This window comes from Empedobacter sp. GD03797, from assembly GCF_029842105.1.
Taxonomy (GTDB): Bacteria; Bacteroidota; Bacteroidia; order Flavobacteriales; family Weeksellaceae; genus Empedobacter; species Empedobacter falsenii_C.
This window is the reverse complement of sequence record NZ_JAOCFS010000022.1, coordinates 14,303-40,474: the sequence shown is the minus strand read 5'-3', so window position 1 is coordinate 40,474 and position 26,172 is coordinate 14,303. Positions and strand designations below refer to the sequence as shown.

General features: G+C 31.7%; 22 protein-coding genes and 1 pseudogene. 12 read left to right on the top strand and 11 right to left on the bottom strand.

Features of this window, described 5'->3' with window-relative positions; translation table 11 throughout:
- Positions 1-81 precede the first annotated feature (81 nt).
- The 3 genes from N5D90_RS12940 to N5D90_RS12930 all read right to left on the bottom strand — a co-directional run bounded on the left by N5D90_RS12940 (position 82) and on the right by N5D90_RS12930 (position 4,649).
- Positions 82-2,451 (bottom strand): outer membrane beta-barrel family protein, encoded by a 2,370-nt coding sequence (locus N5D90_RS12940; RefSeq protein ID WP_280062740.1) that lies wholly within the window; start codon positions 2,449-2,451, stop codon positions 82-84.
- 66 nt (positions 2,452-2,517) lie between these two features.
- Positions 2,518-3,357 carry a helix-turn-helix domain-containing protein gene (locus N5D90_RS12935; protein WP_280062739.1) on the bottom strand — a complete coding sequence of 280 codons (840 nt, stop codon included), beginning with the start codon at positions 3,355-3,357 and terminating at the stop codon, positions 2,518-2,520.
- A gap of 107 nt (positions 3,358-3,464) precedes the next feature.
- On the bottom strand, positions 3,465-4,649 hold the full coding sequence (locus N5D90_RS12930; protein ID WP_114999342.1) for an MFS transporter: 1,185 nt from the start codon (positions 4,647-4,649) through the stop codon (positions 3,465-3,467).
- Between the two features lie 294 nt (positions 4,650-4,943).
- On the opposite strand from N5D90_RS12930, the gene N5D90_RS12925 reads away from it, so the two are divergent.
- From N5D90_RS12925 to N5D90_RS12910, 4 genes are all read left to right on the top strand, one after another.
- The gene (locus N5D90_RS12925) at positions 4,944-5,711 is read left to right on the top strand and encodes an AraC family transcriptional regulator (protein WP_280062738.1); all 768 of its coding nucleotides are present in this window, start codon (positions 4,944-4,946) and stop codon (positions 5,709-5,711) included.
- Positions 5,712-5,940: 229 nt separating this feature from the next.
- Positions 5,941-8,082: a TonB-dependent siderophore receptor gene (locus N5D90_RS12920; RefSeq protein ID WP_280062737.1), complete on the top strand. Its 2,142-nt coding sequence runs from the start codon at positions 5,941-5,943 to the stop codon at positions 8,080-8,082.
- A gap of 10 nt (positions 8,083-8,092) precedes the next feature.
- Positions 8,093-9,487 (top strand): HmuY family protein, encoded by a 1,395-nt coding sequence (locus N5D90_RS12915; protein ID WP_280062736.1) that lies wholly within the window; start codon positions 8,093-8,095, stop codon positions 9,485-9,487.
- A 123-nt stretch (positions 9,488-9,610) separates the two neighbouring features.
- Positions 9,611-10,858: a T9SS type A sorting domain-containing protein gene (locus tag N5D90_RS12910; protein ID WP_280062734.1), complete on the top strand. Its 1,248-nt coding sequence runs from the start codon at positions 9,611-9,613 to the stop codon at positions 10,856-10,858.
- A 653-nt stretch (positions 10,859-11,511) separates the two neighbouring features.
- On the opposite strand, the gene N5D90_RS12905 is transcribed toward N5D90_RS12910, so the two are convergent.
- The 4 genes and pseudogenes from N5D90_RS12905 to N5D90_RS12890 form a co-directional block, all read right to left on the bottom strand.
- Positions 11,512-12,549, bottom strand: coding sequence for a hemin-degrading factor (locus N5D90_RS12905; RefSeq protein WP_280062747.1), 1,038 nt, complete (start codon positions 12,547-12,549; stop codon positions 11,512-11,514).
- Positions 12,550-12,630: 81 nt separating this feature from the next.
- Positions 12,631-13,335: pseudogene (locus N5D90_RS12900) on the bottom strand (heme ABC transporter ATP-binding protein); the annotation flags it as partial.
- On the bottom strand, positions 13,335-14,366 hold the full coding sequence (locus N5D90_RS12895) for an iron ABC transporter permease (protein ID WP_280062733.1): 1,032 nt from the start codon (positions 14,364-14,366) through the stop codon (positions 13,335-13,337). The gene N5D90_RS12895 and the pseudogene N5D90_RS12900, both read right to left, overlap by 1 nt.
- Positions 14,367-14,382: 16 nt before the next feature.
- Entirely contained in the window at positions 14,383-15,252 is an 870-nt protein-coding gene (locus N5D90_RS12890; protein ID WP_280062732.1) for a hemin ABC transporter substrate-binding protein, read from the bottom strand.
- Between the two features lie 229 nt (positions 15,253-15,481).
- On the opposite strand from N5D90_RS12890, the gene N5D90_RS12885 reads away from it, so the two are divergent.
- Positions 15,482-16,210, top strand: a complete 729-nt coding sequence (locus tag N5D90_RS12885) for a metallophosphoesterase (protein ID WP_280062730.1) — start codon at positions 15,482-15,484, stop codon at positions 16,208-16,210.
- Positions 16,211-16,439: 229 nt separating this feature from the next.
- Here N5D90_RS12885 and N5D90_RS12880 read toward each other — a convergent pair whose 3' ends face one another.
- Complete coding sequence (locus N5D90_RS12880) at positions 16,440-17,000, bottom strand: DUF4256 domain-containing protein (protein WP_280062729.1); 561 nt, start codon at positions 16,998-17,000, stop codon at positions 16,440-16,442.
- Positions 17,001-17,228: 228 nt separating this feature from the next.
- Between N5D90_RS12880 and N5D90_RS12875 the strand changes: the two genes are divergently transcribed.
- The 4 genes from N5D90_RS12875 to N5D90_RS12860 are packed head-to-tail and all read left to right on the top strand — an operon-like array spanning position 17,229 to position 21,363.
- Positions 17,229-17,801, top strand: a complete 573-nt coding sequence (locus N5D90_RS12875) for an AraC family transcriptional regulator (RefSeq protein ID WP_280062728.1) — start codon at positions 17,229-17,231, stop codon at positions 17,799-17,801.
- Between the two features lie 10 nt (positions 17,802-17,811).
- Entirely contained in the window at positions 17,812-18,636 is an 825-nt protein-coding gene (locus N5D90_RS12870; protein ID WP_280062727.1) for a DUF3347 domain-containing protein, read from the top strand.
- Between the two features lie 21 nt (positions 18,637-18,657).
- On the top strand, positions 18,658-19,086 hold the full coding sequence (locus N5D90_RS12865) for a hypothetical protein (protein ID WP_262487863.1): 429 nt from the start codon (positions 18,658-18,660) through the stop codon (positions 19,084-19,086).
- Positions 19,087-19,098: 12 nt separating this feature from the next.
- Positions 19,099-21,363, top strand: coding sequence for a multicopper oxidase domain-containing protein (locus N5D90_RS12860; RefSeq protein ID WP_280062726.1), 2,265 nt, complete (start codon positions 19,099-19,101; stop codon positions 21,361-21,363).
- 76 nt (positions 21,364-21,439) lie between these two features.
- Here the strand turns inward: N5D90_RS12860 and N5D90_RS12855 are convergent, their stop codons facing one another.
- The 3 genes from N5D90_RS12855 to N5D90_RS12845 are packed head-to-tail and all read right to left on the bottom strand — an operon-like array spanning position 21,440 to position 23,410.
- Positions 21,440-22,018 (bottom strand): TlpA disulfide reductase family protein, encoded by a 579-nt coding sequence (locus tag N5D90_RS12855; protein ID WP_280035899.1) that lies wholly within the window; start codon positions 22,016-22,018, stop codon positions 21,440-21,442.
- Positions 22,019-22,020: 2 nt separating this feature from the next.
- The gene (locus N5D90_RS12850) at positions 22,021-22,995 is read right to left on the bottom strand and encodes a TQO small subunit DoxD (protein WP_244958022.1); all 975 of its coding nucleotides are present in this window, start codon (positions 22,993-22,995) and stop codon (positions 22,021-22,023) included.
- Positions 22,996-23,047: 52 nt separating this feature from the next.
- Positions 23,048-23,410: a hypothetical protein gene (locus N5D90_RS12845; protein ID WP_180906144.1), complete on the bottom strand. Its 363-nt coding sequence runs from the start codon at positions 23,408-23,410 to the stop codon at positions 23,048-23,050.
- 85 nt (positions 23,411-23,495) lie between these two features.
- On the opposite strand from N5D90_RS12845, the gene N5D90_RS12840 reads away from it, so the two are divergent.
- Genes N5D90_RS12840 through N5D90_RS12830 form a run of 3 tightly spaced genes read left to right on the top strand, consistent with a single transcriptional unit; the run spans position 23,496 to position 26,144 of the window.
- The gene (locus N5D90_RS12840; RefSeq protein ID WP_180906145.1) at positions 23,496-24,500 is read left to right on the top strand and encodes an iron ABC transporter permease; all 1,005 of its coding nucleotides are present in this window, start codon (positions 23,496-23,498) and stop codon (positions 24,498-24,500) included.
- Entirely contained in the window at positions 24,497-25,486 is a 990-nt protein-coding gene (locus N5D90_RS12835; RefSeq protein ID WP_280062725.1) for an ABC transporter ATP-binding protein, read from the top strand. The genes N5D90_RS12840 and N5D90_RS12835 overlap by 4 nt, the downstream gene beginning before the upstream one ends.
- Positions 25,455-26,144 carry an SDR family oxidoreductase gene (locus N5D90_RS12830; protein WP_280062724.1) on the top strand — a complete coding sequence of 230 codons (690 nt, stop codon included), beginning with the start codon at positions 25,455-25,457 and terminating at the stop codon, positions 26,142-26,144. Before N5D90_RS12835 ends, N5D90_RS12830 begins: the two co-directional genes overlap by 32 nt.
- Positions 26,145-26,172 lie beyond the last annotated feature (28 nt).

Below are 26,172 nucleotides of genomic sequence, written 5' to 3'. Positions count from 1 at the left end.
CTATTTTTATATTTTTTGAAAAATAGTATCGAAATTTAAACACCAACAATTAAGTTGATGTTTTTGAGAGTTGAATTAAGTTTAATTTGCTCTATTTTGTTCCTCGAAATTCACTTTTTTGTTGTTTTCTTTCACTTTGTTATTTCCAAAATTATATGTTAAACTAAGTTTGAAACCTCGGTAATCATTGTATTGATTAAATTCTGAACGATAATCGCCATTATACGAATACCCTTTGTTTTTAATCGTTTTGAATACATCATTTATCACAAAATTGGCTTGTAATTTTTTATCGAAAAACGAAGCTTTAATGCCTGGCGAAAACTCTAATTGATCTTGCAGTTTGATATTGGCATAAGTGAATGGAAGCGTATGCCAGAAATTAAGCATCAAAAACCATGTTTTGTCTTTATTCAATGTGATGGTGTTGTAGAAAGAATACGACATCGAATAAACTTTTAACTTTTCTAGTTCAGAAATAGTCGGTTTTGTGGTTGTATAAGATGCATTCGCATTAACTGAAGTTTCCCAAATTTTGAAAAAGGTGTTGTAATATCCAATATTGAATCCCGTTCTGTTTTGATCGTAACTATTTTCTACTACATTGCTGTAAATTCCATCTGAAAAATGTGCAATATTAGCCAAATTATTTTGGCTGTATTGATTGTAAAGTCCAAAAGTCAATTTTCCTTTGTACGAATAATTTAGTTCGATATTATCATTAAAAGATGGTTGTAATTTAGGATTTCCTGTGAAATACATATACGGATTTGTGTACCAACGAAATGGATTTAAAGATTGAAAATCGGGACGATTTATTCTTTTGGAATAATTGATACTGAACGAATGATTCGTAGTTGGTTTGTAGCTGACATAGGCTGTAGGAAATAATTTTCCATAGTCCTTTTTCAGTTTGCTGTTTTCGTCATTTGGCGTAAAACCTACTAGCGAAGTGTATTCGTATCGTAAACCTGCTTTTGTTGACCATTTTTCGTTGAAATCTTTTTGAAAACTCACATAAGCTGCATAATTATTTTCTTTGTATTGGAAAATATTGCTGTTCGTAGGATTCAAAATAAAATCTACTCCATCAAATTCATAATATCCCACATCCGATTTGTTGTCCAATAATGTATATTTTGCTCCAGTTTCTATGTTCGACCATTTGTAAGGCAAAGTAAAATCAGCTTGCATCGAAAAGATCGAATATTTCATTTTACTATTGTTTTGGATTAAAGTTTCGTTGTTATTCAATTCATTTTGCGTATTAAAATCATTGAATTTTTTGGGTGAATTATTCAGAAAATTTGCCGTGAAATTTAGCTTTTTTCCAATACTATCTAATTTTATGTCATAATAAGCATTCAAGGTATGTGTAGGTGTTGTCCAATGTTGTTTTTGATTGGTATACAAAGTAGAATCGATAACTGAATGTGTTTGGTATCGGCTGATTCCTTTTGTATCCATATCATAATTCAACTTACTATAACTGTAAATAAATCCTGTATTTTGGTTTTTATTGATTTTGACATCTAAGTTATAATTAACGCTAAAAATCTTCGGATTATCATGTCTTTCTTCGTTTGTATAAATTGCGGATTCTTTCCCAATAAGATTTCGACTATTTTGTAATTTATAATTAATATTACCTTGATTTATTTTTAATGAACTACTTATTTTATTCGATTGATAATTAAGCGTTCCGCCTGTTCTGAAACCATTGTAAGAATTTCGTTGATATGAAGAATTTACACTCCCGCTCCAGCCAAGATTGGGATTTTTCTTTAAAATAATATTAATAATTCCGCTATTTCCTTGCGCTTCATATTTTGAAGGAGGAGTTGTAATGATTTCGATTTTCGCAATATCGTCGGAGCGCAGCGATTGTAGATAATTAGTAAGTTCGCTTCCTGATAAATTAAGCATTCTATCATTTACCATAACCGAAACATTTCCTTTTCCGACAATAGAAATATTATCATTTAGTACATTCACCATTGGTGTGTTACGTAAAGCGTCCAACGCAGACATTCCTTGTGATGCAATAGAATTTTCGATATTGTAAACAAGACGATCAACTTTCTGTTCAATCAATTTCTTTTTTGCTGTAATCGTTGCGCCTTCTAGAGTTGTAGCATCTTGAATTTTGATAAGCCCTAAGTCTTTATCTTGCTTGATTTCTATTTCTTGTGAATAAAATTCTACGCCAAGTTGTTCTATTTTAAGTAAATAAGTTCCAGTATCTATTTTCATAGAAAATAATCCCAGACTATCTGTATATGCTTGATTGATAAGTAAACTATCATTTTCGAAAAGAAGAATATCAGCAAATTCAAATGCTTTATCATGTTGATTGATTACTTTTCCTTTTATCGAAAATTGTTGCCCAAAAACCGACGAACAAAAGCTAAAGGCAATCAAATAGCAGCTAATCAAAATAAGATTTTTCATATGTTATATTAATTTATAACAAAGAAAAAGTATCGAAGAAAGATAAAATTGTAAAAATCGTGCAGCTTAATGTTGCGCATAAATCCAAGCCAATTGTTCTTGTTGAATGCTTGTTTTATTTCTTAATTGATTAGGAGATTGCCCCGTAATTTCTTTAAAATCGCGAATAAAATGGGATTGATCCGTATAATTATTTTGGTAAGCGATATGAGTAAGTTTTTCATTTTCGAAATGAAGAATAGAATCTAGTGCTTTTCTAAATCGAACTGTTTTCAAAAAAGATTTAGGACTTTGCCCAATTTGATTCATAAACAGGCGATATAATGTCGATTCGTTTATCGAAAGTTGTTTGGCTAAAGGACTAACTTTTAATTCATCTGTTTGTTGAATGAGATATAAGATTTCTTTGGTTTTAGTATTTAAATAATCTTGATTTAAGTTTTTCAATAGTATATTTTCGAGCATTGAAATTCTTTTCAGCGAATTCTTTTCCTCAAATAATTGTTCTGTAAAATCTGTAGCAGATTTTGGGAAAATCATTTCAAAAACTTCATCACTTTTAATTAATTCATCGTACGAAATATTCGTAAATAAGCGTAGCGCAGCTGGATGAAAAATGATGCAAACTTCATCTAAAGTAGCATCAATGCTTACATTAAGATTAGATTCGTGAAATCCTGATAAATAACTTTTGTACGTAGCATTTCCTTTTAAGGTAAAAAGATGTTTGCTTGTTTTATTTTGTTCGAGAATGATTTTATTCTGCTTGTAAATGGCAAGACACAAATTGGTGTTAGGGAAAGTTGAATACTCAACTTTTTCATCCTTTTCAGATTTGAAAAGGATGAAATACTGAACAATATTTTTTAATTCAGGATGATGAGGTTGTATAATTTCGGTTTTCATAAACGTACACGTAATAAAATCAATTTGCGCGATTAACACGTTGATAACGTGTTCTATTCTATAGACGCTTTTGCTTGATGTATGTTACGTGTAAATTCGAATTATTTTTAATCTTCCTCCACAAATTTAGGTTGAGAAGCTTTTATTCCAAAAAATGTTAGGATCATCATGCAGAACATTAAAAAGTATAATGAATAGCTCCAAGTAGAATCGATATCATATAATTTTCCGAAAATAGGAGGTCCAAATGCCGCAATTAAATAACCAACAGATTGTGCCATTCCCGAAATTTTGATTGTTCCAACCATTGTTTTTGTTCTTAATGAGAAGAATAAAATAGAAAGACTAAAGGCAAATCCTCCTGCAATTCCAATTAAAATCGCACTCAAATAACTGAATTTCGCTTTGAAAATTAGCAATGTTATGATTCCAATAAAATATAAAATGGAAGTTATGTAAATCATAATTTTTGGATTTTTCATGCGTGAGGCTAAAACTGGACTTACTAACATGGCGGGTAACATGGCAAGTTGTAAAACCGAAAATACCCAACCTGCATTGTTTTTTGTCATACCAAAATCTATTAGTAATGTAGGTAATAATGCAACCAAACAATAATAAATCAACGATTGTAATCCCATAAAAATACTAATGTTCCATGCTTGTTTTGATTTGAAAATATTGAATTTTACATCCTCTGATTGAACAATTTTTTGTTGAGTTGCTGTTTTATTTTTTAAAGAATCAATACAGACAATTATAAGTGCAGCTATAGCCGCTACAATCCAAACTCCAAGAGAACCTTTCCAACCTAAATTTGTCCAATTTCCAATTGCAATACTCAATCCAGAAGCTAATGCGGCGATTAAACTCATCGAAACCGAAAAAATACCTGTCATAATTCCAATTTTTGTTGGAAACGTATTTTTTATATACGCTGGTGTCAAAACATTTCCAATACAAATTCCCAATCCAATTAGTAACGAACCGATATATAACATCGAAATATTGCCGTAAATACGGACGTAAATCCCGATAATTAGAATGATTAAGGAATAAATTAATCCGTGTCGAATGTTAATTTTTGCAGTGGCTTTACTCACTAAAATTGAACAAAATGCAAATACGAAAAGTGGAATAGAAGTCAATAAACTTGCTTGAAAATTATCTATTTTTAAGACAGATTTCATTTCATCTAAAATTGGACTAACAGCTGTAATTGGAGCTCTTAGGTTAGTTGAAACTAAAATGACAACTGCAATTCCAATCCAAATATTTTTATTTTTTTCCATTGACTTGATATTTCTAATTCGGTTACAAAATTAATCATGTCGTTTTTATTAATTTTGCCATATATTATATTTAAAACGACAAATAAAATTAACTTCTTGTACATATTGAATTAAAATTCGTCAGTTCGAGTGATTTTTAGAAATGAAATGAATAAAAATTGTATCGAGAATTAAGATGAATTTTTATCTTCTAAAACTTTATTCTCGATACAAAATTCTTGCAGAATTTCACTCGAACTGACGGTTTTATTGCTATAATTAGCTAAATGTATAAAAGAGAAAATTAATTAATTTATGAAACAAATTATTGGAGAATATTCTGATCATATGAAGACCAATACTTATGTTTGGTACGAGAAGAATCGCAAAAATGCGGATGAGGTTCATTCGCATGATTATTTCCAATTGAATTATGTTGAAGAAGGTTACCAATATTTTCATATCGAACAAAAGATTTATTTAGTTCCTCAAAACCATGTGATTTGGATTCCTGCAAATAAGCTACATCGTACGACTTCCGAGGCGAAAACCGTCAATCCAATGTTGATTTTGTTTAAAGAAGTTTTTAAGGATGATTTTTACAATGATATTCATGTTTTTGTTGCGCCGCCAATTCTAAAGGAAATGATGTTATATGCCTCAAAATGGAACAAATTTTTGGTAGAAGAGAAGGAGCAAAAGATTTTCTTAAATTCAATGTTGTATAGTTTGCCTCATTTTTGTGATGAAAACCATAATTTAGAATTACCAGTTCTTGTTGATAAACGTTTAATTCCGATGAGTGAGTATATTCATTCTTATTATAAGACGAATTTTAATTTGAATGAATTGGCAGATAAAGCAAATATGTCTGCTCGAAATTTGCAACGAATTTTCAAACAAGAAACGGGAATTACACTTCAAAAATATATGCAACTTGTCCGAATTCTAAAAAGTATTGAATTAATAGATACCAATAATTTTACATTGAGCGAAATCGCTTATAAAGTCGGTTACAAAAGTTTGCCTGCTTTTACGGCGTCTTATTTTGCTGTTACGAAAACAAAACCTAAACGGAAATAATTCGTTTTAATTTCGTTCAATTTTTACTTTCCTTAATTTAATTCTTTAACAATTAAATTGATTAATAATGTTTTAACATCTCATTCTTTTATTAGAATTAGAAGACGAAACTCGATTTTTATCACCATTTAATAAATTAATTTAGAATAAATAAAAATAAATTAAAAAATTCGTTTACATTTGTTTTATTAATTATTAGACTAATTCTAAATAATAAAATTAAGAACAAATGAAGAGGCGCTTTTTTCTACTAAGCTTACTTACAACACTAACTCTACAGGCTCAAGAAATTAATTCGTTTCCAAAAGATTCGACGATTAATTTGGAACAAACCGTGATTTCTGGACAATATAATGCGCAATCGGTAAAGAAATCTATTTACGAAGTAAAAGTGATTTCGCAAGAAATGATTGAGCGACAAGCAGGAAATACATTGGCAGATGTTTTAAATCAAACATTGAATATGAATATTATTCCGAGTTCTTCTACAGGAAAATCGACGGTGCAAATGTTTGGTTTGGATGCACAATATTTCAAAATTTTGGTGGACAATATTCCATTAGTTAACGACGAAGGTTTAGGAAATAATACCGATTTAACGCAAATTAATTTAGATGATATTCAACAAATAGAAGTCGTAGAAGGTGCGATGGGAGTGGAATACGGAGCGAATTCTATTGCGGGAGTAATCAATATTATTACCAAAAAAGGAGGGAAGAATAAATTTGATATTTCTGCGACTTTGCAAGAGGAAACAATTGGTGACGAATACAATTGGAAAAATAAGGGAAGACATATACAATCCTTGAAAATCGGGCATAAATTTTCAGACAAAATCTACGCTAATTTAAGTTTTTCACGTAATGATTTTCAAGGATTTTTTGATGATAAAAAAGGAAAGAATTATCCTAATAATGACGGATTGAGAGGATACGAATGGTTGCCAAAAGAGCAAAATACAGCAAAAGCATTTGTTCAATATAAAAAAGACAATTATCGTTTGTTTTATAAATTCGAATATTTCAACGAAGAGACCAAGTATTACGATCCCAATCCCATTGCTTCAACGAATTCGCCAACTGCGACGGTTGATTATTTTGGGAAAGATAGAACGTATACAACAGATCGTATTTACAATCACTTAAATGCTTCTGGGCGATTTAGAAAAGCAATTAATTATGATGTTTCGTTTTCGTATCAAGAACAAAAAAGAAAATTGAAATCGTATAATTATGAAATTCTTGAAGGTATTGAACATGATGTAAACAAATTCGAATATGAAAGTCGAAAAGTGTATTATTCGAAAGGAATGTTCAGTAATTTTATCAATAAAAATGATGTTTTCGATTTTCAATTTGGTTATGAAATCGATCAAACCAAAGGTTATGCTTCAACTTCGGCAGGAGAATTTTTCCAAAAACCGATAGAACGAAAATTAGGAACGTATGATTTTTTTGCTTCTTCTGAAATTAATCTAAATGATAAACTTTCGTTTCGTCCAGGCGCTCGCGTGATGTTTTCGGAGAAATTTGATACGCAATATGTAATGAGTTTGAGTGCGAAATATCTATTTGGAAAACAGTGGGAATTGCGCGCGATTGTTGGGACTTCTCCACGTTTGCCAAATTATGAGGAAATGTATTCGTATTTCGTAGACGTCAATCATAATGTGCAAGGAAACGAAAATCTGAATCCAGAAAAAGGAGTTTCTGCTTTTATTCACTTAAAAAAGAATTGGAATATCGGCGAAAATAATTCGTTGGAGCAAAAAGTTTCGTTGTGGAAAATTAACCTGAAAGATAAGATTGATTTGATTGTTGTTGAAGAATCTCCACTGAAATATCAATATCGTAATATTGATAATTATGATGTACAAGGAGTTACGTATTTGAATCAGTTCAAAGTTCATCAATTTATGGGTGGAATAGGCTTTACGTTGACAGGAATCAAGCAAGATATAGATGAAGCAGTTGCTGTAAATTCAGTTAAAAATAAGTATTTCTATTCAACGCAAATCAATGCAAATGTATCGTACACCTTGCCAAAAACCAATACAATTTTCTCACTTTTCTATAAATACAATGGAGCTCAAGAGCAATTTGTCTTGAAAAATAATCCTGAAAATACAAGTGAACAAATTTTGGTGAAAGGCAAACAAGAAGCTTTTAACTGGATGGATGCGTCGATTAAACAAAGTTTTTGGAACAAAAAACTTGATTTGACAATTGGTGCGAGAAATCTTTTTGATGTGAAATATTTGAACAGTTCATCTGGAAATGATGGTGCGCACAGCCAAGGTTCTACAAGTATTTTGTATGGATATGGACGTTCGTATTTCGCTAAACTTACGTTCAATTTAGGAATTAATTAATCAAAAAATCATGAAAAAAATATTTATATATACCTTATTGTTTAGTCTTTCTTTTTTGTGGTCGTGTAGTGAAGAAAACAATCCAATTGGACAAGATTTTGTTGTTGCTTTTAAAGATGCAAGTATAGATTTTAGTAAGATTGATAATGAGAAAACAATAAATTTAATTTATTCTAAAGTTGCGGAACGAGATGGTGAAATTCATATCAAAGTAACCGAAGATAAAGCAACTTATAATGTCGATTATTCAACTTCTGTTGCAGTTACAAATCAAGAAATTATTATTCCAATCAAAAAAGGTGAAACGTCGACAAGTTTTACGTTCAAGAATTTGATTTATCCATTTGATCGTTCTGATAAAACGATTCAGTTTGAAATTTCAAAAATTGATTATCCATCAGCGATTGTTCAAGGATATTCGTCAACAAAAATCTCTTTCGAAAATTCGATTGGCGGAACAATGGATGTGGAAATTGGCGGACCAAATGAGCAATATCAAGTTTATGTTGACTTAAGTAAAGGAACGCAAACAAAGGTAAAAAGGGATTCTTGGGATTTAGGTTTTTACAATGGAACAAATTTCCGAGTGATGTTAAATACTTCTATTTATATGGCGGTAAAAGCGCTGGACGAAACTGATTTGTCGAAAGTAACAAAAGCATCTGTTGGGAAATTAATCAACGAAGTTGCGGTAGGTACATTTACAGATTCGAACAAAGAATATGTTGACGATCCTACTGGAGATATTTTGAAAACGGCGATTGCGGAAATTAAAGAATCGGATAATCCAGTTTATTTACTGAATTTGGGTTACGAAGTCGGAACATCAACGCCTGCAGTTGGTTCGGCGGCTGTTGCTGGAAATTCGCGCGGTTGGAAAAAAGTGAAATTCATCAAAAAAGATGAGCAATATGTGATGCAATATGCCGATTTAGATGATACGACTTACAAAGAAAAAGTTATAGCAAAAACGTCAACGCACAATTTTGTTCACTTCAGTTTTACGACGAATGATTTTGTAAATGTTGAACCTCCAAAATTAGAATGGGATTTGAATTTTACAGTTTTCACTAATCTTATTACAGGAAATGGTTCGTATGGATATTCGGATTATGTGGTCAATAATTTGAAAGCAGGTGCAAAAGCTTATCGTGTAGATGTAACTAATGAAATTACCTACGAAAAATTTAATGAAACGATGATTGATGAAACAAAATTTTTAGACGATCAGCGTGCAATTGGAGATTCTTGGCGACAAGTAACTGCTCCTCAAAAATTATTCTCGGATCGATTTTATATCATCAAAGATGCAGAAAATAATTATTACAAAATTAAAATGTTAGCCTTCCTGAATGCTTCTGGTGTGAGAGGTTATCCAAAATTTGAATATAAACTTATCAAATAAATTTATCATAAACATACTCATTATTAGTGGTTAGAATCCGTCAATCCGAGTCATACGGGTCAGAGTGTAATCTCTCGGATTGACTGTTCTAATTCTGAATAACAATTAAAAAATTATTATATCATGAAAAACAAATTTACACTTTTAGCAACAATCATTCTAACATCTGTTGCAATAAATGCACAAACGATAAAAGGTGAGGTCACAATGGGCGCTGCTTATGCAAATGATGTTTATTATGGATTGGCAGACCAATCAACAAATTCTGTAAATAGAAGCGATTGGGATATTTCATTTTATCGAAAATCGAATATGTCAACAGGAATTCGAGTGAATGATGGTGCAGGAATTCAGGTGTACGAAGCATCAAATGATTTGTCGAAATGGAATGCAATTGATGTAGCAAATTTATCGTCTTGGACTGCTTTGTATAATTCGGATACAGATTGGCAAGACGGGGCTTTCAATAATGGTTCTGCGACATATGGTTGGGGCGATTATAGTATTGCGAATCATTATGTAAACGGTTCTATCATTTTTGTATTGAAATATGCAACAGGAGAATATGTGAAATTGAAAATAGATAATTTAGCAGCTCCTTTAGGCGAATATAATTTTACGTATTCTAAATTGACAAATGGAACTTGGTCTGCTGATACAAAAGTAAATCTTGCGCATAAAACCAATCCAACTAATTTGTTCAATTATTATAGTTTATTGACTGATAAAGCGGTTACACCAGAGCCAGACCAAAGTAAATGGGATTTGAAATTTACAAAATATGTTACACCACTTACAACGAATGAAGGTGATGTTGTGATGTATACGGTAACGGGAGTTTTGCAAAGTGATTTGATCAAAGTAGCGAAAACAGAATCTGGAAATCCTACTGATGATACGGCTTATGTAGCAGATATTAATGCAGTTGGATATAATTGGAAAACCTTATCGGGTTGGTCTTATGTAGTGAATCCTACGAATCATTTTATCAAAAATACATCTACAAATCAGATTTATAAATTGGTTTTCAAAACGTTTGAAGGAACTTCTACAGGAAAAATAACATTCGATTACGAAAATGTAACAGCTAATTTAGGAACAACAGAATTAGCCAAAACAAAGTTTGAAATTTATACCACTTCTCAACCTAAAACAATTGGTTTAGTGTACAATTCGCAAGAAGCGAAATCGTCTCCATTAAATATTCAGATTTATGCGATAAATGGACAATTGGTACATCAAGAAAGTTATCAACCAACTTCATCATTTACAAATAAAACAATACAATTAAGTAAACTTTCGGCTGGAATTTACATCGTAAAAGTACAATCTGCCGATAAAGTTGAAACGAAAAAAATAGTTTTGAAATAAAGTTTTGAGTACTTTATTTGTCTCTTTGTGTGAGGTCGTCTAGAAAGACGACCTTTTTTTATTATGTGATTTTATAATGCTATAAAAAAATGATAAGTTAGAAAGAATTATAAAGTTGGTTATTAGATTTTACTTTCGCAAATTTTAGACTAATCAAAAATGAAAAAAGCGTAAATATTTCTAAAAATATAAATGTTATGAATGGTTCTATTAACTCTTCATTCAGTAAATATTTTGAGATGGTAATTTGAAGTATAAATAAAGGTGTTATTGTACAGAATAAAACTAAACGTGTAAAATTTAATTTATTATCAAACACTAAATTTTGAAAAGAAAACTTGAATAAATAGACAAAAACATATATGAGTCCAAATATAACAGGAACAATAAAATCTACAATAAATAGATCAATATGATCAAGAAAGATGGTTTTTAGAAGAGTAAAAAATAGTGTAAATCCTACTGAAAAAATCAACATACTTAATATATAAGGTTTAAAAATGAATTTTATTTTTTCTTTTGTCGTTAGCATAATCAAATATATAAAACTCTTGATGAAAGACTAAATTATAGTACAATAAAAACCCGATTAACATTTTCTATTAATCGGGTAAAATATTTAGTGTGAAATATAAAATTTGGTAAGATTCTTCTTAATTCAATTCAGCAACAATCTCGCGCCATTGCTCCAATTCAGGGATACCTGGTTTTCTTTTTCCAAAGAATTGAACAATAATTTCGCCTTTATCGTTAAAAACTTCAATCGCTGTTACAATACCGTCTTCAGTAGGTTTTCTAACAATCCAAGTAGAGGCAATTTTTGACATATCCAAATGCATATTAAAATCTGGATCTAAAATATTGAACCAGTTTTCGTGCCACATCGTACGTTTAATTTCACCAGTATGAATCTGAATATTTCCTTTGTTTCCTGTGAAAACCATGATTGGCGTTTGCGTTTCGGCAGATTTTTCTAAGAACTGAACAATTGCTTCATTCGAAATTTGTTTTGCATGATAATCTGTCGGAGCCAAACGCAACGCTTGCGTACGTGTAACGCCGAATTTGTGCAACATCATAAAGAAATTGTGCGTGTCTTTCAACTCAACCCAAGCTTGTTGAAAACCTTCAACATCAATCTCGTTATCAGGTTTTTCTGTAACATTATTTTCGATGATTTCTGTTGCAGGAATAGTTTGTTGATCTTCGTCTTTGTATTTCTCAACCAATGCATCAAAGACTTCTACATTACTTTGCGGAACCAAATATATTTTGTGAATTGCTTCACCATCTTTCCCGAAAAATTGTAAACTTTTGCGTTCTCCATGTTCAGATTTTTCTACAACAGCAAAAGCTGTTTTCCAATGATTCAAGAAAATTCGCATATCAATATCTTCCCCAACAAAAAGTTGTGCGTGAGGCGAAGAAAAATCAGGATTCAGATAAATACCTTTGCGTTCGTGCACACATTCGTTGTTGCGCGTCAAAGCCATCACTTTTCCAAGTGACTCTATCTCTTGTAAAATCGCAGCAAATTCAGGTTTTAATTTTGTAACATTATCACCTAATTGTGTTGCTAAAAGTTCCATTTCGCTAACGCCAAGTTCTTTCGCTGCGTTACGTATTCTAATTTTAGGTTGATTTGCTTTCAAATCTTCCCATTGTTGTTTTAAATCTGTAAGTGTGTTCATTGTAATTGTTTTTTTACCGAATAAAATAAGTGGTTTTTGGTCGATTGGATTTTTACAAATGGTACAAGGAAATCTATAAATTTTGGAAATGATTTCTGGTCGGAAAACCTTTTCTGGACTGTCTTGATAAACAATTTTTCCTTTGTTCATTAAGATCACTTCATCAGCAAACTGAGAAGCCAAATTAAGGTCGTGCATCACCAAAATTACTAAATTTCCTTTTTGTTTAAAATCATTCAGAATTTCTAACAAATTAAATTGATGAGAAACGTCCAAATTATTCAAAGGTTCGTCTAATAATAGTAGTTTTTGATTGACTTCATTTTCTAATTGCACAAAAACGCGCGCCAAATGTACACGCTGTTTTTCGCCTCCAGAAAGATGAATGTAATCCCTGTCTTTTAAATGATTGATATCGGTTTTGATCATCCAATAATCAACCGCATCGATGTCTTGTTGTTGAGGTGAATTTTGGAAATATGGATAACGTCCCATCAGCACAACTTCCTTTACTGTAAGCGGAATATCAGTTGGTTGATGTTGCGAAAACTTCGCTTTATGTTGCGGTAAATCTTCTTTTTTCCAATTTTTTAAGGCAATATCTTTTAGTCGAATTAGGTTAGCATTTGGTTCAATTTCATTCGCGATATAGCTCAATAAAGAAGATTTTCCTGCACCGTTTGGTCCAACGATTGCAATCATTTTTCCTGCTTTTGCATCAAATGAAATCGTATCTAAAATCTTGAATGATTTGTGTTGATAATTAATATTTTCTACCTTTAACATTACAATGATTTTTTATAATTCATTAAAATTGAAATAAAAACTGGTGCGCCCATTAACGAAGTTAAAATTCCGATTGGAATTTCGGATGGAGCAACCAATGTTCGACTGATTGTATCTGCAACAATGACTAAAATTGCGCCTAAAAATGCAGATAATGGAAGAATGATCACATAATTTGATTTGAAGACTAATCGTAAAATATACGGAACGATTAATCCTACAAATCCGATTGTTCCTGTAAAAGAAACAATTGTACCGACCAATAAAGCTGAAAAAACAATGATCTGTCTTTTCGTTTTTTCGACATTAATACCCAAATGTTCAGCATCTTTTTCGCCTAACATCATCGCGTTTAATATTTTTCCTTTTCCAATTAAAAAGTAAAAACTTACACTAATCACGATTGTTAAAATTAAGATTTTGTCCCAGTTGGCACTCGCAATACTACCTAATGTCCAAAATGTTAGATTGCGTAATTCTTCTTCTGATGATAGATAGGTTAACAATCCGGTTGCAGATCCGCATAAAGCAGAAATGGCAACTCCGGCTAACAGTAAAATGGTGATATTTGTTTTTTGATGATGTGAAGAAATTTTATACACAAAAATTGTGGAACACATAGCGCCGACAAATGCCATCAAACTAAGCAATGAGTAATGGATAATTTCTGGAACAAAATCTTTGATATATCCTCCCAAAACAATTGTAATTGCAGCAAATAAAATACTTCCTGATGTTATTCCAATCAAGTCTGGAGAAGCCAACGGATTTTTGAAAATACCTTGTAGACAAGTTCCAGCAACCGCCAAACCAGCACCAACCAAAATAGACATAATAATACGTGGTAATCGTAAATCGAAAAGCACATAATAATCGCTGTCGTTGATGGCAGTTCTATTGGTAATCGCTTTATTGATGATGGATAGGATGGATTCGTTAAATTGATAAACACCCAGAAATAATGCAAGAATTGCAAGACCAAAGATGCTTAAGCTTAACAAAGAAAGATGTATTCTAATTTGCGGATACATATTGTTTTAGACTTTTTTATTTTTGAAGTAATTGATTTAATTGCGCTGCTGCTTGTCCGACACGTGGTCCAAATCCAGAAACCAATTGACCATCCATCGCGATGATTTTTTTGTTTTTTCCTGCATTTGTAGAAGCAACACCTTCTAATTTTAATACGCCGTCAACGCCACCAATACTTTCTAAGCCTTTGTCAAACATCAAAATATAATCAGGATTTGATTTTACAACCGCTTCTGGCGTTAATGGTTTGAAATCTTCAAATTCTGTAATGGCATTTTGTCCACCAGCAATTCCAATAATTTTTTCCATTGGTGTGTTTGTTCCAGCAACCATCAAGTTTCCTGCTCCACGAGCGTATATGAACAATACTTTTGGTTTTGTAGCTAAAGGTTTTACAGCTTTTAAATCTGTATCAATTTTAGTAGTAATAGCATCAAAATCTTGTTTATTTAGAGAAGTTGCAACCGTTTTTACTAACTTTTTCGTTCCTTCAACTGAATAATCTTGTTTGATAATTTCAGTTTGAATTCCAGCATTTTTTAGTTGTGCAATTTGTTCTGGATTCAAGTCTTTATCCGTTGCATATACTTTTGTTGGTTTCAAAGCCAATAAAGCCTCTATTGACAAAGAACGAGTATGTCCCAAATCTGTCGCTTTTTCCTTTACAGAAGCAGGGTAAGTACTTGTAACGTCAACACCAACAAGGTTATTTTCTTCTCCTAAATCAGCTAAAATTTCAGTAATCGCTCCATTTAAAGAAACAATTTTTTCGTTCGAAATCGTGTTCTCTGTTTTTACCTCTTCAGTCGATTCATTTTTAGCTTCTTTATTCGTGCAGCTTGCTAATAGAGCTAATATTGCAGTAGAAATAAATAGTTTTTTCATTATTATTTGTATTAAGTCTAAATTAAAATACAAATATTAGGAAAAAGATTTAGTTAGGCAATATTTATTTAGAATAATTTAAAATAAATATATGCAATTAAAATTAATTGATCTGTAAATATTGTTTTAGAGATAAAAGTAATTTGATAATAATCATAGAATTGGAGAGAATAATTGTTTTTTAGTTTGTAATAAAAAATCTAAATTAGTTTTTTTAATGTGGGAAGAAATGATGAAGATTGCAATTATTAGTGACATTCATGGAAATTTATTGGCTTTGAATGAAGTTTTAAAGGATATTAAGGATAAGAATATCAATCAAATTTATTGTTTAGGAGATTTAGTTGATTTTGCACCTTGGAGTAATGAAGTTATTTCTTTTTTTATCAAGAATAAAATTCCATGTTTATTAGGAAATCACGATGACCGAATTGCTTTAGATTTACCTTTATTCCCGCTTTTACATCATGACGATATTGAAACTAAAAATAGATTTGAAGCAATTAATCATAGTAAAAGAACCATTAGTTTAGAACATAAAGAATGGTTAGGTAATTTGCCTTATCAACTTGAATTGGTATTTAAAACAGGGAATTCGTTTAAGAAAATATTACTTGTTCATGCAAGTTTAGAGACCAACGACCAATATGTTTATGAAACCGATGACAAGCAAATGATGTATTCTTTTTTGAAAGATAAAAATATAGATGCTTTGGTGATGGGGCATACGCATCAATCTTATATTCAACAGGTTTCGAATATTTTATTCATAAATAGTGGTTCTGTAGGCAGAAGCAAGGAAGATGATAGGAAAGCAACTTATACAATTCTAACTTTGGATGAGCAGAAGATTGAAGCTGAAATTGTCAAGGTTGATTATCTAATAGAAGAAGTCGCATCTGCTATTTATTCGAGTGATATTCCTGATTTTTATGGTGATTTTTTATTAAAGAAATAATCTTGGTTTTGATGCAATCAAGAATTTATAGAGGTGTCTTTTTTAAGAGGAATAATTAATTTGAAAATGAAGATGATAACTCCAATGATTTGAATAATGGAAGCTAAAAATAACATCAAATTTGCAGAAATAATAAAGTAAAAATGTGTGATTTTACACAAAATGCCAATAATAAATAGAATTGAACCACAAAGGAAAACAATTAATGGAAATGCAAATTTCATAGTTTTTAAACTTTTAAAATTCCTCTAAAACCACGAGCTGCATAATAAGATTGTGCGCCGTTGTGATAAATAAAAATAGTTCCGTAACGATAATCGCCAAATATAGCGCCGCCTAATTCTCTAATTTTTTCAGGAGTTTTTAACCAACTTGAGGTTTTTTGATCTACAATTTCTACAGCTTGCAACAAACGATATTCTTCTTCGGTCAATAATTCAATTTTCATACTTTTTGCAACATCTATCGCATTATTTTTTGGTTGATGCTCTTTGCGAGACGTCTGTCCTTCGTAATCATACGCTAAACTTCTACGATCTTTCGGACTTTCTGCCGAACAATCTACAATATAATACTCGTCTGTTTTATCCTCATAAAAAATAATATCAGGTTCACCACCAGTAATTTCCATTTGATGCAAACACCAAATTTTTTCAGGTTGATTAATGATACTTTCTTCTATTTTTTGCCAATCTAAATCTTGATGTCGATGCATATTTTTCTCAAAACGTTCTTTCAAAATCTGAATGCAGTTATTTTGTTCTATTGGAGTTAGTTCTTTTTTTGTCATAGAATTTATTGTTTTGAGAAATTATTTTTCTAACCAAATATATTCAAAAAACAGATGATTTTGGTAATTCATTTATAAAGAATAGGTTAATGAAAAATGAGTAATCTGAAAATTATATACATCATCTTGCAAATTGTATAATCTTTTGAGCTGAAGTTGTACGAAATTTGTAACATAAGATTTTGTAAATTTAAGTGAAATAAATCGCTCAAATTTGAAGAATATATTATGGAAAATACAAGTAAATTATTTATAAAAAATATGGTTTGTCATCGCTGTAAAGTAGTGGTTGGACGAATTTTGAAGATGAATAACATCGAAACAAATCATATCGAATTGGGAGAAGTTGAATTGAAAAATCCGATAAATTCTAATCAATTAGAATTGGTTCGAAATGAATTGGAAGAGGTTGGTTTTGAGTTGATTGATGATAAACGTAGCAAGTTGATTGAACAAATTAAAACATTGATTATTCAATTGGTTCATCAAGAAAATAACGAACTGAAAGTTAATTTATCTGATTATTTGAGCGAACAAACGAAGTTAGATTATAAATATATTTCGAATCTTTTTTCTGAAATGGAAGGGCAAACAATTGAGAAATATTTTATTCAACAAAAGATCGAAAAAGTCAAAGAATTAATGATTTATGATGAATTATCGTTGAGCGAAATTGCGTTTCAATTGAATTATTCGAGTGTAGCACATCTTAGTGCACAATTCAAAAAAGTAACTGGTTTAACGCCTTCTGTTTTCAAACAATTGAGCAAACATACGCGTCGACCAATTGATAAAATCTAAATTAAAAATCATGAAAAAATATAGTTTTTTAGTTATCGGAAGTTTTCTTGCTTTTGCTGTAAATGCACAGTTTAAAAATCAAGAAACCAAACAATTTCAAGTGAAAGGAAATTGTGCAAATGCAAAAGAATTAATTGAAAAAGCGGGAAATCAAGCTCGAATTTCGAAAGTAGATTTTGATGTAAACACACAAACAGCTTCGATTTCGTATAATAAATCAAAAACAAATTCGAACGAAATCTTGAAAAACATCGCGCTAGCAGGTTTTGATAATGCAGAGTATATGGCGCCTGATGAAGCTTATGCGAAATTGGAAAAAGATTGTCAATATTCTCGTGATAAAAAAATGGTGATGAATCATCAAGAAATGGATCATCCTAATCATAATCAAACTGAAACTTCTCAACAAAAAAATCAATTGTCGCACGTTTTTGATGCTTATTTTTCATTGAAAGATGCTTTTGTAAAAGCAAATGAAAGTGAAATCTCGAAACAAATTACTGTATTTTCTAAATCAATTTCTACTGTAGAAATGGGTAAACTTTCGCATGAATCGCATATGGTTTGGATGGAAGTTTTGAATGATTTAGAAGCAACTTCGAAACAATTATCTCAAGAAAAAAATATTGAAAAACAACGTTCAACTTTTGCGAAATTATCACAACCAATGTACAAATTAGCTCAGAAAGCAAATCTTGGTTACACAGTTTATTATCAAAATTGTCCAATGTTTAATGGTGGTTCGAATTGGTTGAGTAAAGATTCGGATATTAAAAATCCTTTCTACGGAAATATGATGTTGACATGCGGAAGCACAGTTGAAACATTGAAATAATAATTAAAAAATTGAATGAAAATGAAGAATTTAAAGATAGTTTTAGGCGTTTCAATATTAAGTATTTTTGCATTAACATCTTGTCAAAATAAAACAGAAGAACCAACAGTTACTGCTCACGAAGAACAGATGTCAGATATGATGCAACCTTCGCAAACAATGGCTTACAATGTTGGAGATAAGGTTCCGAATAAGCAAGTTTGTATGGTGAACAACGCTTATATGGGCAAAGATCAGTTCGAAGTTCCTTATGATGGAAAAACGTATTATGGTTGTTGTAATATGTGCGTAGAAAGAATTCCGAATGATGAAACGGCGCGTAAAGCAAAAGATCCTTTTACAGGAAAGGAGATTGATAAAGCGAATGCGTATATCGTTTTGAAAGATCAACAAGGAAATGTTGATTATTTCGAAAATGAGGAGAATTATAAGAAGTTTAGTCAATTATAATAAATCATTCATATGAGGAAATTACTTTGTTTACTTTTTATTCCGTCGGCGATTGCTTTGCATGCGCAAAAACGTGTGGAATACGATTTATATGTACGTGATACCATTGTTAATTTTTCAGGAAAAGAGAAAAGAGCGATTTCGGTAAATGGTCAAATTCCTATGCCAACTTTGGAGTTTACGGAAGGTGATACGGCTGTCATTCGTGTACATAATAAATTGAATGAAGATACTTCTTTGCATTGGCACGGCGTGTGGTTGCCGAATAAGGAAGATGGGGTTCCGATGTTGACGCAAATGGGAATCAAACCTGGCGAAACGTACACGTATTCTTTTCCGATTATTCAGAACGGAACGCATTGGTACCACAGTCATTCAGGCTATCAAGAACAAATCGGGATGTACGGTTCGATGATTTTGAAGAAACGCGAAAATGATCCAACTTTCAGAAAAGGAATTGATGATTTACCTACAATTCCTGTGATGTTGAGTGAATGGACAGATCTTAATCCAAAAAATATTCAGCGAATGTTGCATAATGCAAACGATTGGGCGGGAATCAAAAAAGGTTCAACGCAAAGTTATGCTGAAGCAATTCGAGAAGGGCATTTCAAAACAAAATTGACCAACGAATGGAAACGTATGTTGGCAATGGATGTGAGCGATGTTTATTACGAAAAATTCTTGATAAATGCAGCGAATGAAAGTCAACTGAAACAATTCAAAGCTGGTGATAAAGTTCGTTTACGAATTTCGAACGGTGGTGCGTCGACTTATTTTTGGTTGCGTTATGCGGGCGGAAAAATCACGGTTGTAGCAAATGATGGAAATGATGTAGAACCTTTAGAGGTTGATCGTTTGATTATCGGTGTTTCTGAAACCTATGATGTGGTAGTTACAGTTCCTGAAGGTGGTTTATCGTACGAATTTCAAGCAACTTCTGAAGATAGAACGGGTTCGGCTTCGTTGTTCATTGGTGATGGAAAGAAACAATTGATGGAACCACTTCCGAAATTGAAGTATTTTGAAGGAATGAAAATGATGAACGACATGATGAATATGGACGGAACAATGAACGATATGGGCATGAAAATGAGCTTGCAGCAAATGGACATGAATACCGTGATGTATCCCGAAATTTCTGGCGATTCGAAAAAGAGATCCAAAAAATCAAAGAAAGATTCGGCAGAAAATCATCAAGAAATGAATCATTCGGAAATGGGAGAAATGGATCATTCTTCGCATGAAAATTTATCATCAAATATCACAACATTGAATTATGGAATGCTAAAATCACCTGAAAATACAACACTTCCGAAAGATGCTCCTGTAAAAGAATTACGTTTTGAATTAACGGGAAATATGAGTCGTTATGTATGGAGTATGGATAACAAAGTATTTTCAGAATCGGATAAAATTCCAGTCAAAAAAGGCGAAATTCTGCGTATTACTTTATACAACAATTCGATGATGCGTCATCCGATGCATTTACATGGTTTTGATTTTCGTGTCATCAACAAAAATGGTGAATATTCTCCGTTGAAAAATGTGTTGGATATTATGCCGATGGAAACAAATGTCATCGAATTTCAGGCAAATACAGAAGGTGATTGGTTTTTTCATTGCCATATTTTGTATCACATGATGGGCGGAATGAACCGCGTTTTTGAAGTTGGAGATTATCAAAATCCGAATTTACCAAACAAAAAACATGCGTATAAAATGTTACAAATGGAAAGTAATATGAAGCATGTAATGGCAGAAAATGATTTTGCAACAAATGGGTTAGATGGTATGTTGATGGTGCAAGATGCACGTTGGGCATTGACTTCGGAATGGAGTATAGGTTACAAACCAGAACACGGTTACGAGGTTGAAACACATTTGGGACGTTTTATAGATCGAAATCAATGGTTTCAGGTTTTTGTAGGATTTGATTGGAATCAACACAAAATGTTAGCAGAACACGGAAATGTAGAGAAGAATATTTTTGGTCAAAAAACCGATCGTAACAAAGGTTTATTCAGTACAGGTTTTGTGTATAAGTTACCAATGTTGATTGATTTCCAGACCGAAATTTATCACACAGGAAAAGTGCGTTTACAATTCATGCGCGAAGATATTCCAATCTCGAAACGAGTTCGTGCAGGTTTTATGTGGAATACCGATAAAGAATATATGGGTGAGTTGAGTTATATCTTAAACAAAAACATGCACATCAGAACTCATTACGATAGCGATATGGGGTTTGGCGTAGGATTGCGATTAGTTTATTAGAAATATAAATAGTACAAAACAAAAAGCTTCGAGAATTTTCTCGAAGCTTTTTTATGTTTTTATAATTCTTAAAAGATTAATTCATTGCTTTCAATTCATTCAAGAAATCAACAATATCTTGTCCAGAATAATCCGCCATTCCCATTGTTGTATGTGCAATATTTCCTTTCTTGTCTAAAATAACAGTTGTTGGTAAAGAACCGTTAAAAAACTCCGTTGGAATAGATGAATTTGGGTAAACTACAGGCAACGATAATTTTTTACGTTCCATAAATTTTGCCACTTTATCACGTTTTCCTTCCACTTCAACCGTCAAAATAACGATGTCTTTGTCATCTTTTACTTTGTCATACAATTTTTGAATTGATGGCATTTCCGCAATACAAGGAGGACACCAAGTAGCCCAAAAATTCATGAAAACAACTTTACCTTTCAAATCTTCCATGTTGATTGCTTTTCCATCAGCATACACCATTTCGAATGTATAATTCGCTTCAGATTTTGGTTGAGTTGTTGGTTCAACTTTTTCTAATTTCGGTTCAAATAAGCCTAATTTCATTAAACCTTGTTGCATCATTGCTTTTGCTTCTGGCACAAAAAGTAAGACCAAAGCCAGCGCTCCTATGATAATTGTTGAATAATTTCTTTTTAACATTGCTATAAATTTGTTATTGTTTGTTCCCATTGTAATCCGCTTATATCGGTTAAAACTACTTTGTGAATTTTGTCTGAAATATCAAAATTCAGATTTGCTTTCGCACCCAAAGGTAACACCAAACTGTGTTTGTGCGGTGTAACTTTTGCTACATAATAATTCGAAATTTGTTGTTTGTCCAAATTTGATAACTCTTTCATATCCAAACTTTCAATTATTTCATTTTGATGATTATGAAAATCGATTTGAATCAAAAAAGAGCCATAAACATCCGCGCCTTCTATTCGCATTACATCAAATGAAACCTTGTTTTGATGTTGTTTTAAATTTGAGATTTCTACTTTTGGTTTGACAGATTTATTGTGCAAAGTTCCGTAAACTCCACCATGAAAAACCTGATTTGTAAACAAAGTAACGAATAAAATAAAAAAACTAAAACCTATAAAATAAGGTCTATATTTTTGGAATGAAATCGAATTCCAATTATTTTCTTGTTGAATAAATTGGTTTTTATTGAAGAAATAATCCAACGAAATTTTTCCTGAACCAGCCTGAAATAGCGTAAAACCTCCAGCTAATCCTAAAACGCCAATTTGCCATTCGTCCAAACAAGTTGTACCAATCCAGCCCGAACCAAGTAAAATTCCCATTGCCAAAAAGAAAACGGCAATACTCATGATTCGTGTTTTGTAACCAAGCATTAAGAGTAAGCCAACAACGCCTTCTACGATGGTAAAAATCCACATATTCCAAAGCAACGCTTCAGGATTTTCGACTAAATATTGAATAAGTGGTTTGATGAAAAGGGCATTTGGTAAAAAATGATTGAATTTTTCGCCAATATAACCCGCAGCTTCTGGATCGAGTTTATTTTCTAAAATTAAACGCCTCCAAAAGGCAGAAAAGTACGTCCAACCAATGACTAAACGTAACGCCAATACAGCATTACCCATTGATAAAACAGATTTATTTTGCATGAATTTTTATATAAGTGATTGAATATTTGTTGTCTAAATTAATTGTGAAAAATTAAGACATCAACGAATATTTCAATTGCTTATACAACAGATAAAAAGGTATTTTTGGTGATTGAATTTCATTCGAATCTATATCTTCTTCGATTAATGAAGAACGTGCTAACCCAATGAAATGAATCGATGAATCGGGTAAATCAAAATTCGGAACATCAAGATTTTTTGTTGATTTTTTTATCGTTTCAAACTTAACAACAGAACATGAATTCGAATGATTTTGATTGATTTTGACTTGAGAAGTTTTTGTTTGATGAACATTTTCTACGTCCAAAATAGTATGAATAGAAGCTTTGATGCTACATGGCGTAAGTAGCACAAAAATCGAAGAGATAATTAAAACGAAACTTCTAAAATTCATGAAACGAAACTAATCATTAATTTTCAATAAAAACCAATTCACAATTAAACTTTAAGAAATTATTAGAATTTCTATCTTTGTCTTGATGAAAGAAAAACCACTATTTTTTGTTTTAATAATTCTGACACTTTTACTTTTTGTTTTGAGTTTAAGCGTTGGAAAAGTCTCGATTTTTTTCACCGAAATTTTTAATGTATTTTCTGGTCAATCAGACGAAATGTTGCACAATCTTGTGCTCAATTTTCGTTTACCAAAATCATTAACAGCTTTATTGGTTGGTATTTCGTTGCCGATTTCAGGTTTTTTGATGCAAGAATTATTCAAAAATCCGTTGGCAGAACCTTCTGTTTTGGGAATAACTTCGATGGCAAGTTTAGGCGTTGCGATTGTGATTTTTCTTTTTTCGATGATTGGTTTAGGAGAATTTCTCAATAATCCTTGGATTACAATTATTGCTTCATTTTTAGGTGCAATTGTCGCCTTGTTTTTAGTGATTTCGTTATCATTTCGTATCAAATCATCTGCCTCTTTGGTGATTATAGGATTTATGATTGCAGGTTTAGCGGGCGCATTAATTGGCATGATGCAATATTTTGCTCCTTCCGATAAAATTAAAGCCTATTTAGTTTGGGGATTCGGTTCGTTGAGCGGTTTATCGTGGGAACAATTAGGCGTTTTTGGTTTATTTGTTTTGAGCGGAATTATTGTTTCATTATTTACTTTACGAGGAATTACAGCCTTATTATTAGGTGAAAAATATGCACAATCTTTAGGGATTAATATCAAAAAATTACGTTTTACAATTTTAATTTCAACAGCTTTATTAACGGCTTCAGCAACGGCTTTTGCAGGTCCAATTAGTTTTATTGGATTGGCAGTTCCACATATTTGTAGAACATTGTTACGAACAGGTGATATGAAAATTTTGTACCGATGGATTTTCGTTTCAGGTATATTTTTCATGTTATTATTCTCGATTTTGACCGAAGTTTTTCCGTTCGGAACGTTACCGATTAATATCATTACCGCGTTGTTTGGAGCTCCAATTGTCATTAGTATTTTGTTGAATAATAAAAACGAAGTGCGATGAAAAATACCATTTTGAAATTAGAAAATCTTTCGGTTGGATATGGTTCAAAAGAAATTGTTTCAACCATAAATGCGAGTATAAATTCGAATGAATTAGTTGCTGTTTTAGGTAAAAATGGTGCAGGAAAATCAACGTTGATTAATTCGATTTTAGGTTTTCAGAAAACACTGAATGGAGAAATTTATTTAGAAAATAATTCGATCAAAAAATTATCTTCTCAAGAAATTGCGCAGCAAATTGCAGTTGTTTTACCACGTTTGTCGATTGTTCCAAAAATTAAAGTTTCGGAATTGGTTGCGATGGGACGTTTGCCTTATCACAAGGTTTTGAAAAAGATTTCTGAGGAAGAACAAAACCTAATTGATGAGGTTTTAGAATTGGTTGGAATTTCGAATTTGGCAAATCAATTTGCGAATGAAATCAGCGAAGGTCAATTGCAATTGGTGATGATTGCGCGCGCGTTGTGTCAAGATGCGAAATTGGTTATTTTGGATGAACCAACATCAAATTTAGATTTAGCGAATCAATATCGAATTTTCAATTTACTGAATGAGTTAAAATTGAAAACGGATAAATCATTTCTGATGATTACGCACGAAGTTGATTTTGCTTTAGAAAAAGCGGATAAAATTTGGTGGATTGAAAACGGAAATTTGTTTGAAAATATTCCAGAACAAATGGCTTTTGAACATCAAATTATTCAAAAATTATCCAACCAAAATTTAACGTATGATGAAAAAAATAATCGTTTTTCAACACAAAAATCATTTTCTAAAACGATTGGTGTAAAAGGAAATTCGGAATTGGCTTTTTGGGTAAAAAATGCCTTAATTCGAAATGGAATTTCTGTCGAAAATAATGCGGAAAATCATATTGAAATCACAGAAAATAACATCATCTTTGATGGAATAAAGTTTGAAACGATAGAAGAAATTGTAAATTTTGTACAACATTATGAAAAATATAATTGTAACGGGAGCGAGTAGAGGAATTGGTTTTGAATTGGCAAAACAACATTTGGAATTAGGAAATCGAGTGTTGACAGTCTCTCGAAATGTAGATAAATTGAAGGAATTAACAGCTTTTGCAAAAGAAAATCAATATCAGTTTATCGGTGTTGATTTGGCTAATTTTGATGAGATTTCAGAGGTTTTGAAAGCTGTGGAATCTTGGAATAAAGTAGATGTTTTGTACAATAATGCGGGAGTTTGTATCAACAAACCATTCATAGAAATGCAACAAGAGGATTTGTTAACTTCTTGGCAAATTAATTTTATAGCACCATACCGATTGATACAGGTTTTGATGCCAAAATTTGATACATCTTCTCATGTAGTTAATATTTCGACAATGGGAGCAGTACAAGGTTCGGTGAAATTTCCAGGTTTGTCTGTTTATTCGTCTTCAAAATCTGCAACGGTTAATTTGACTGAATTGTTGGCAGAAGAATTGAAAGATCATGGACCAAGAATAAACGCTGTGGCGTTGGGAGCGGTGCAAACAGAGATGTTGGAGGAAGCTTTTCCGGGCTATATTGCGCCTTTGCAACCAGATGAAATGGCCGAATATTTGGTCGATTTTGGATTGAATGGTTGGAAATATTTCAACGGAAAAATTCAACAAGCTTCTATTTCTACTCCTTAGGAAAAATAGAATTTAGATAAATAATAAA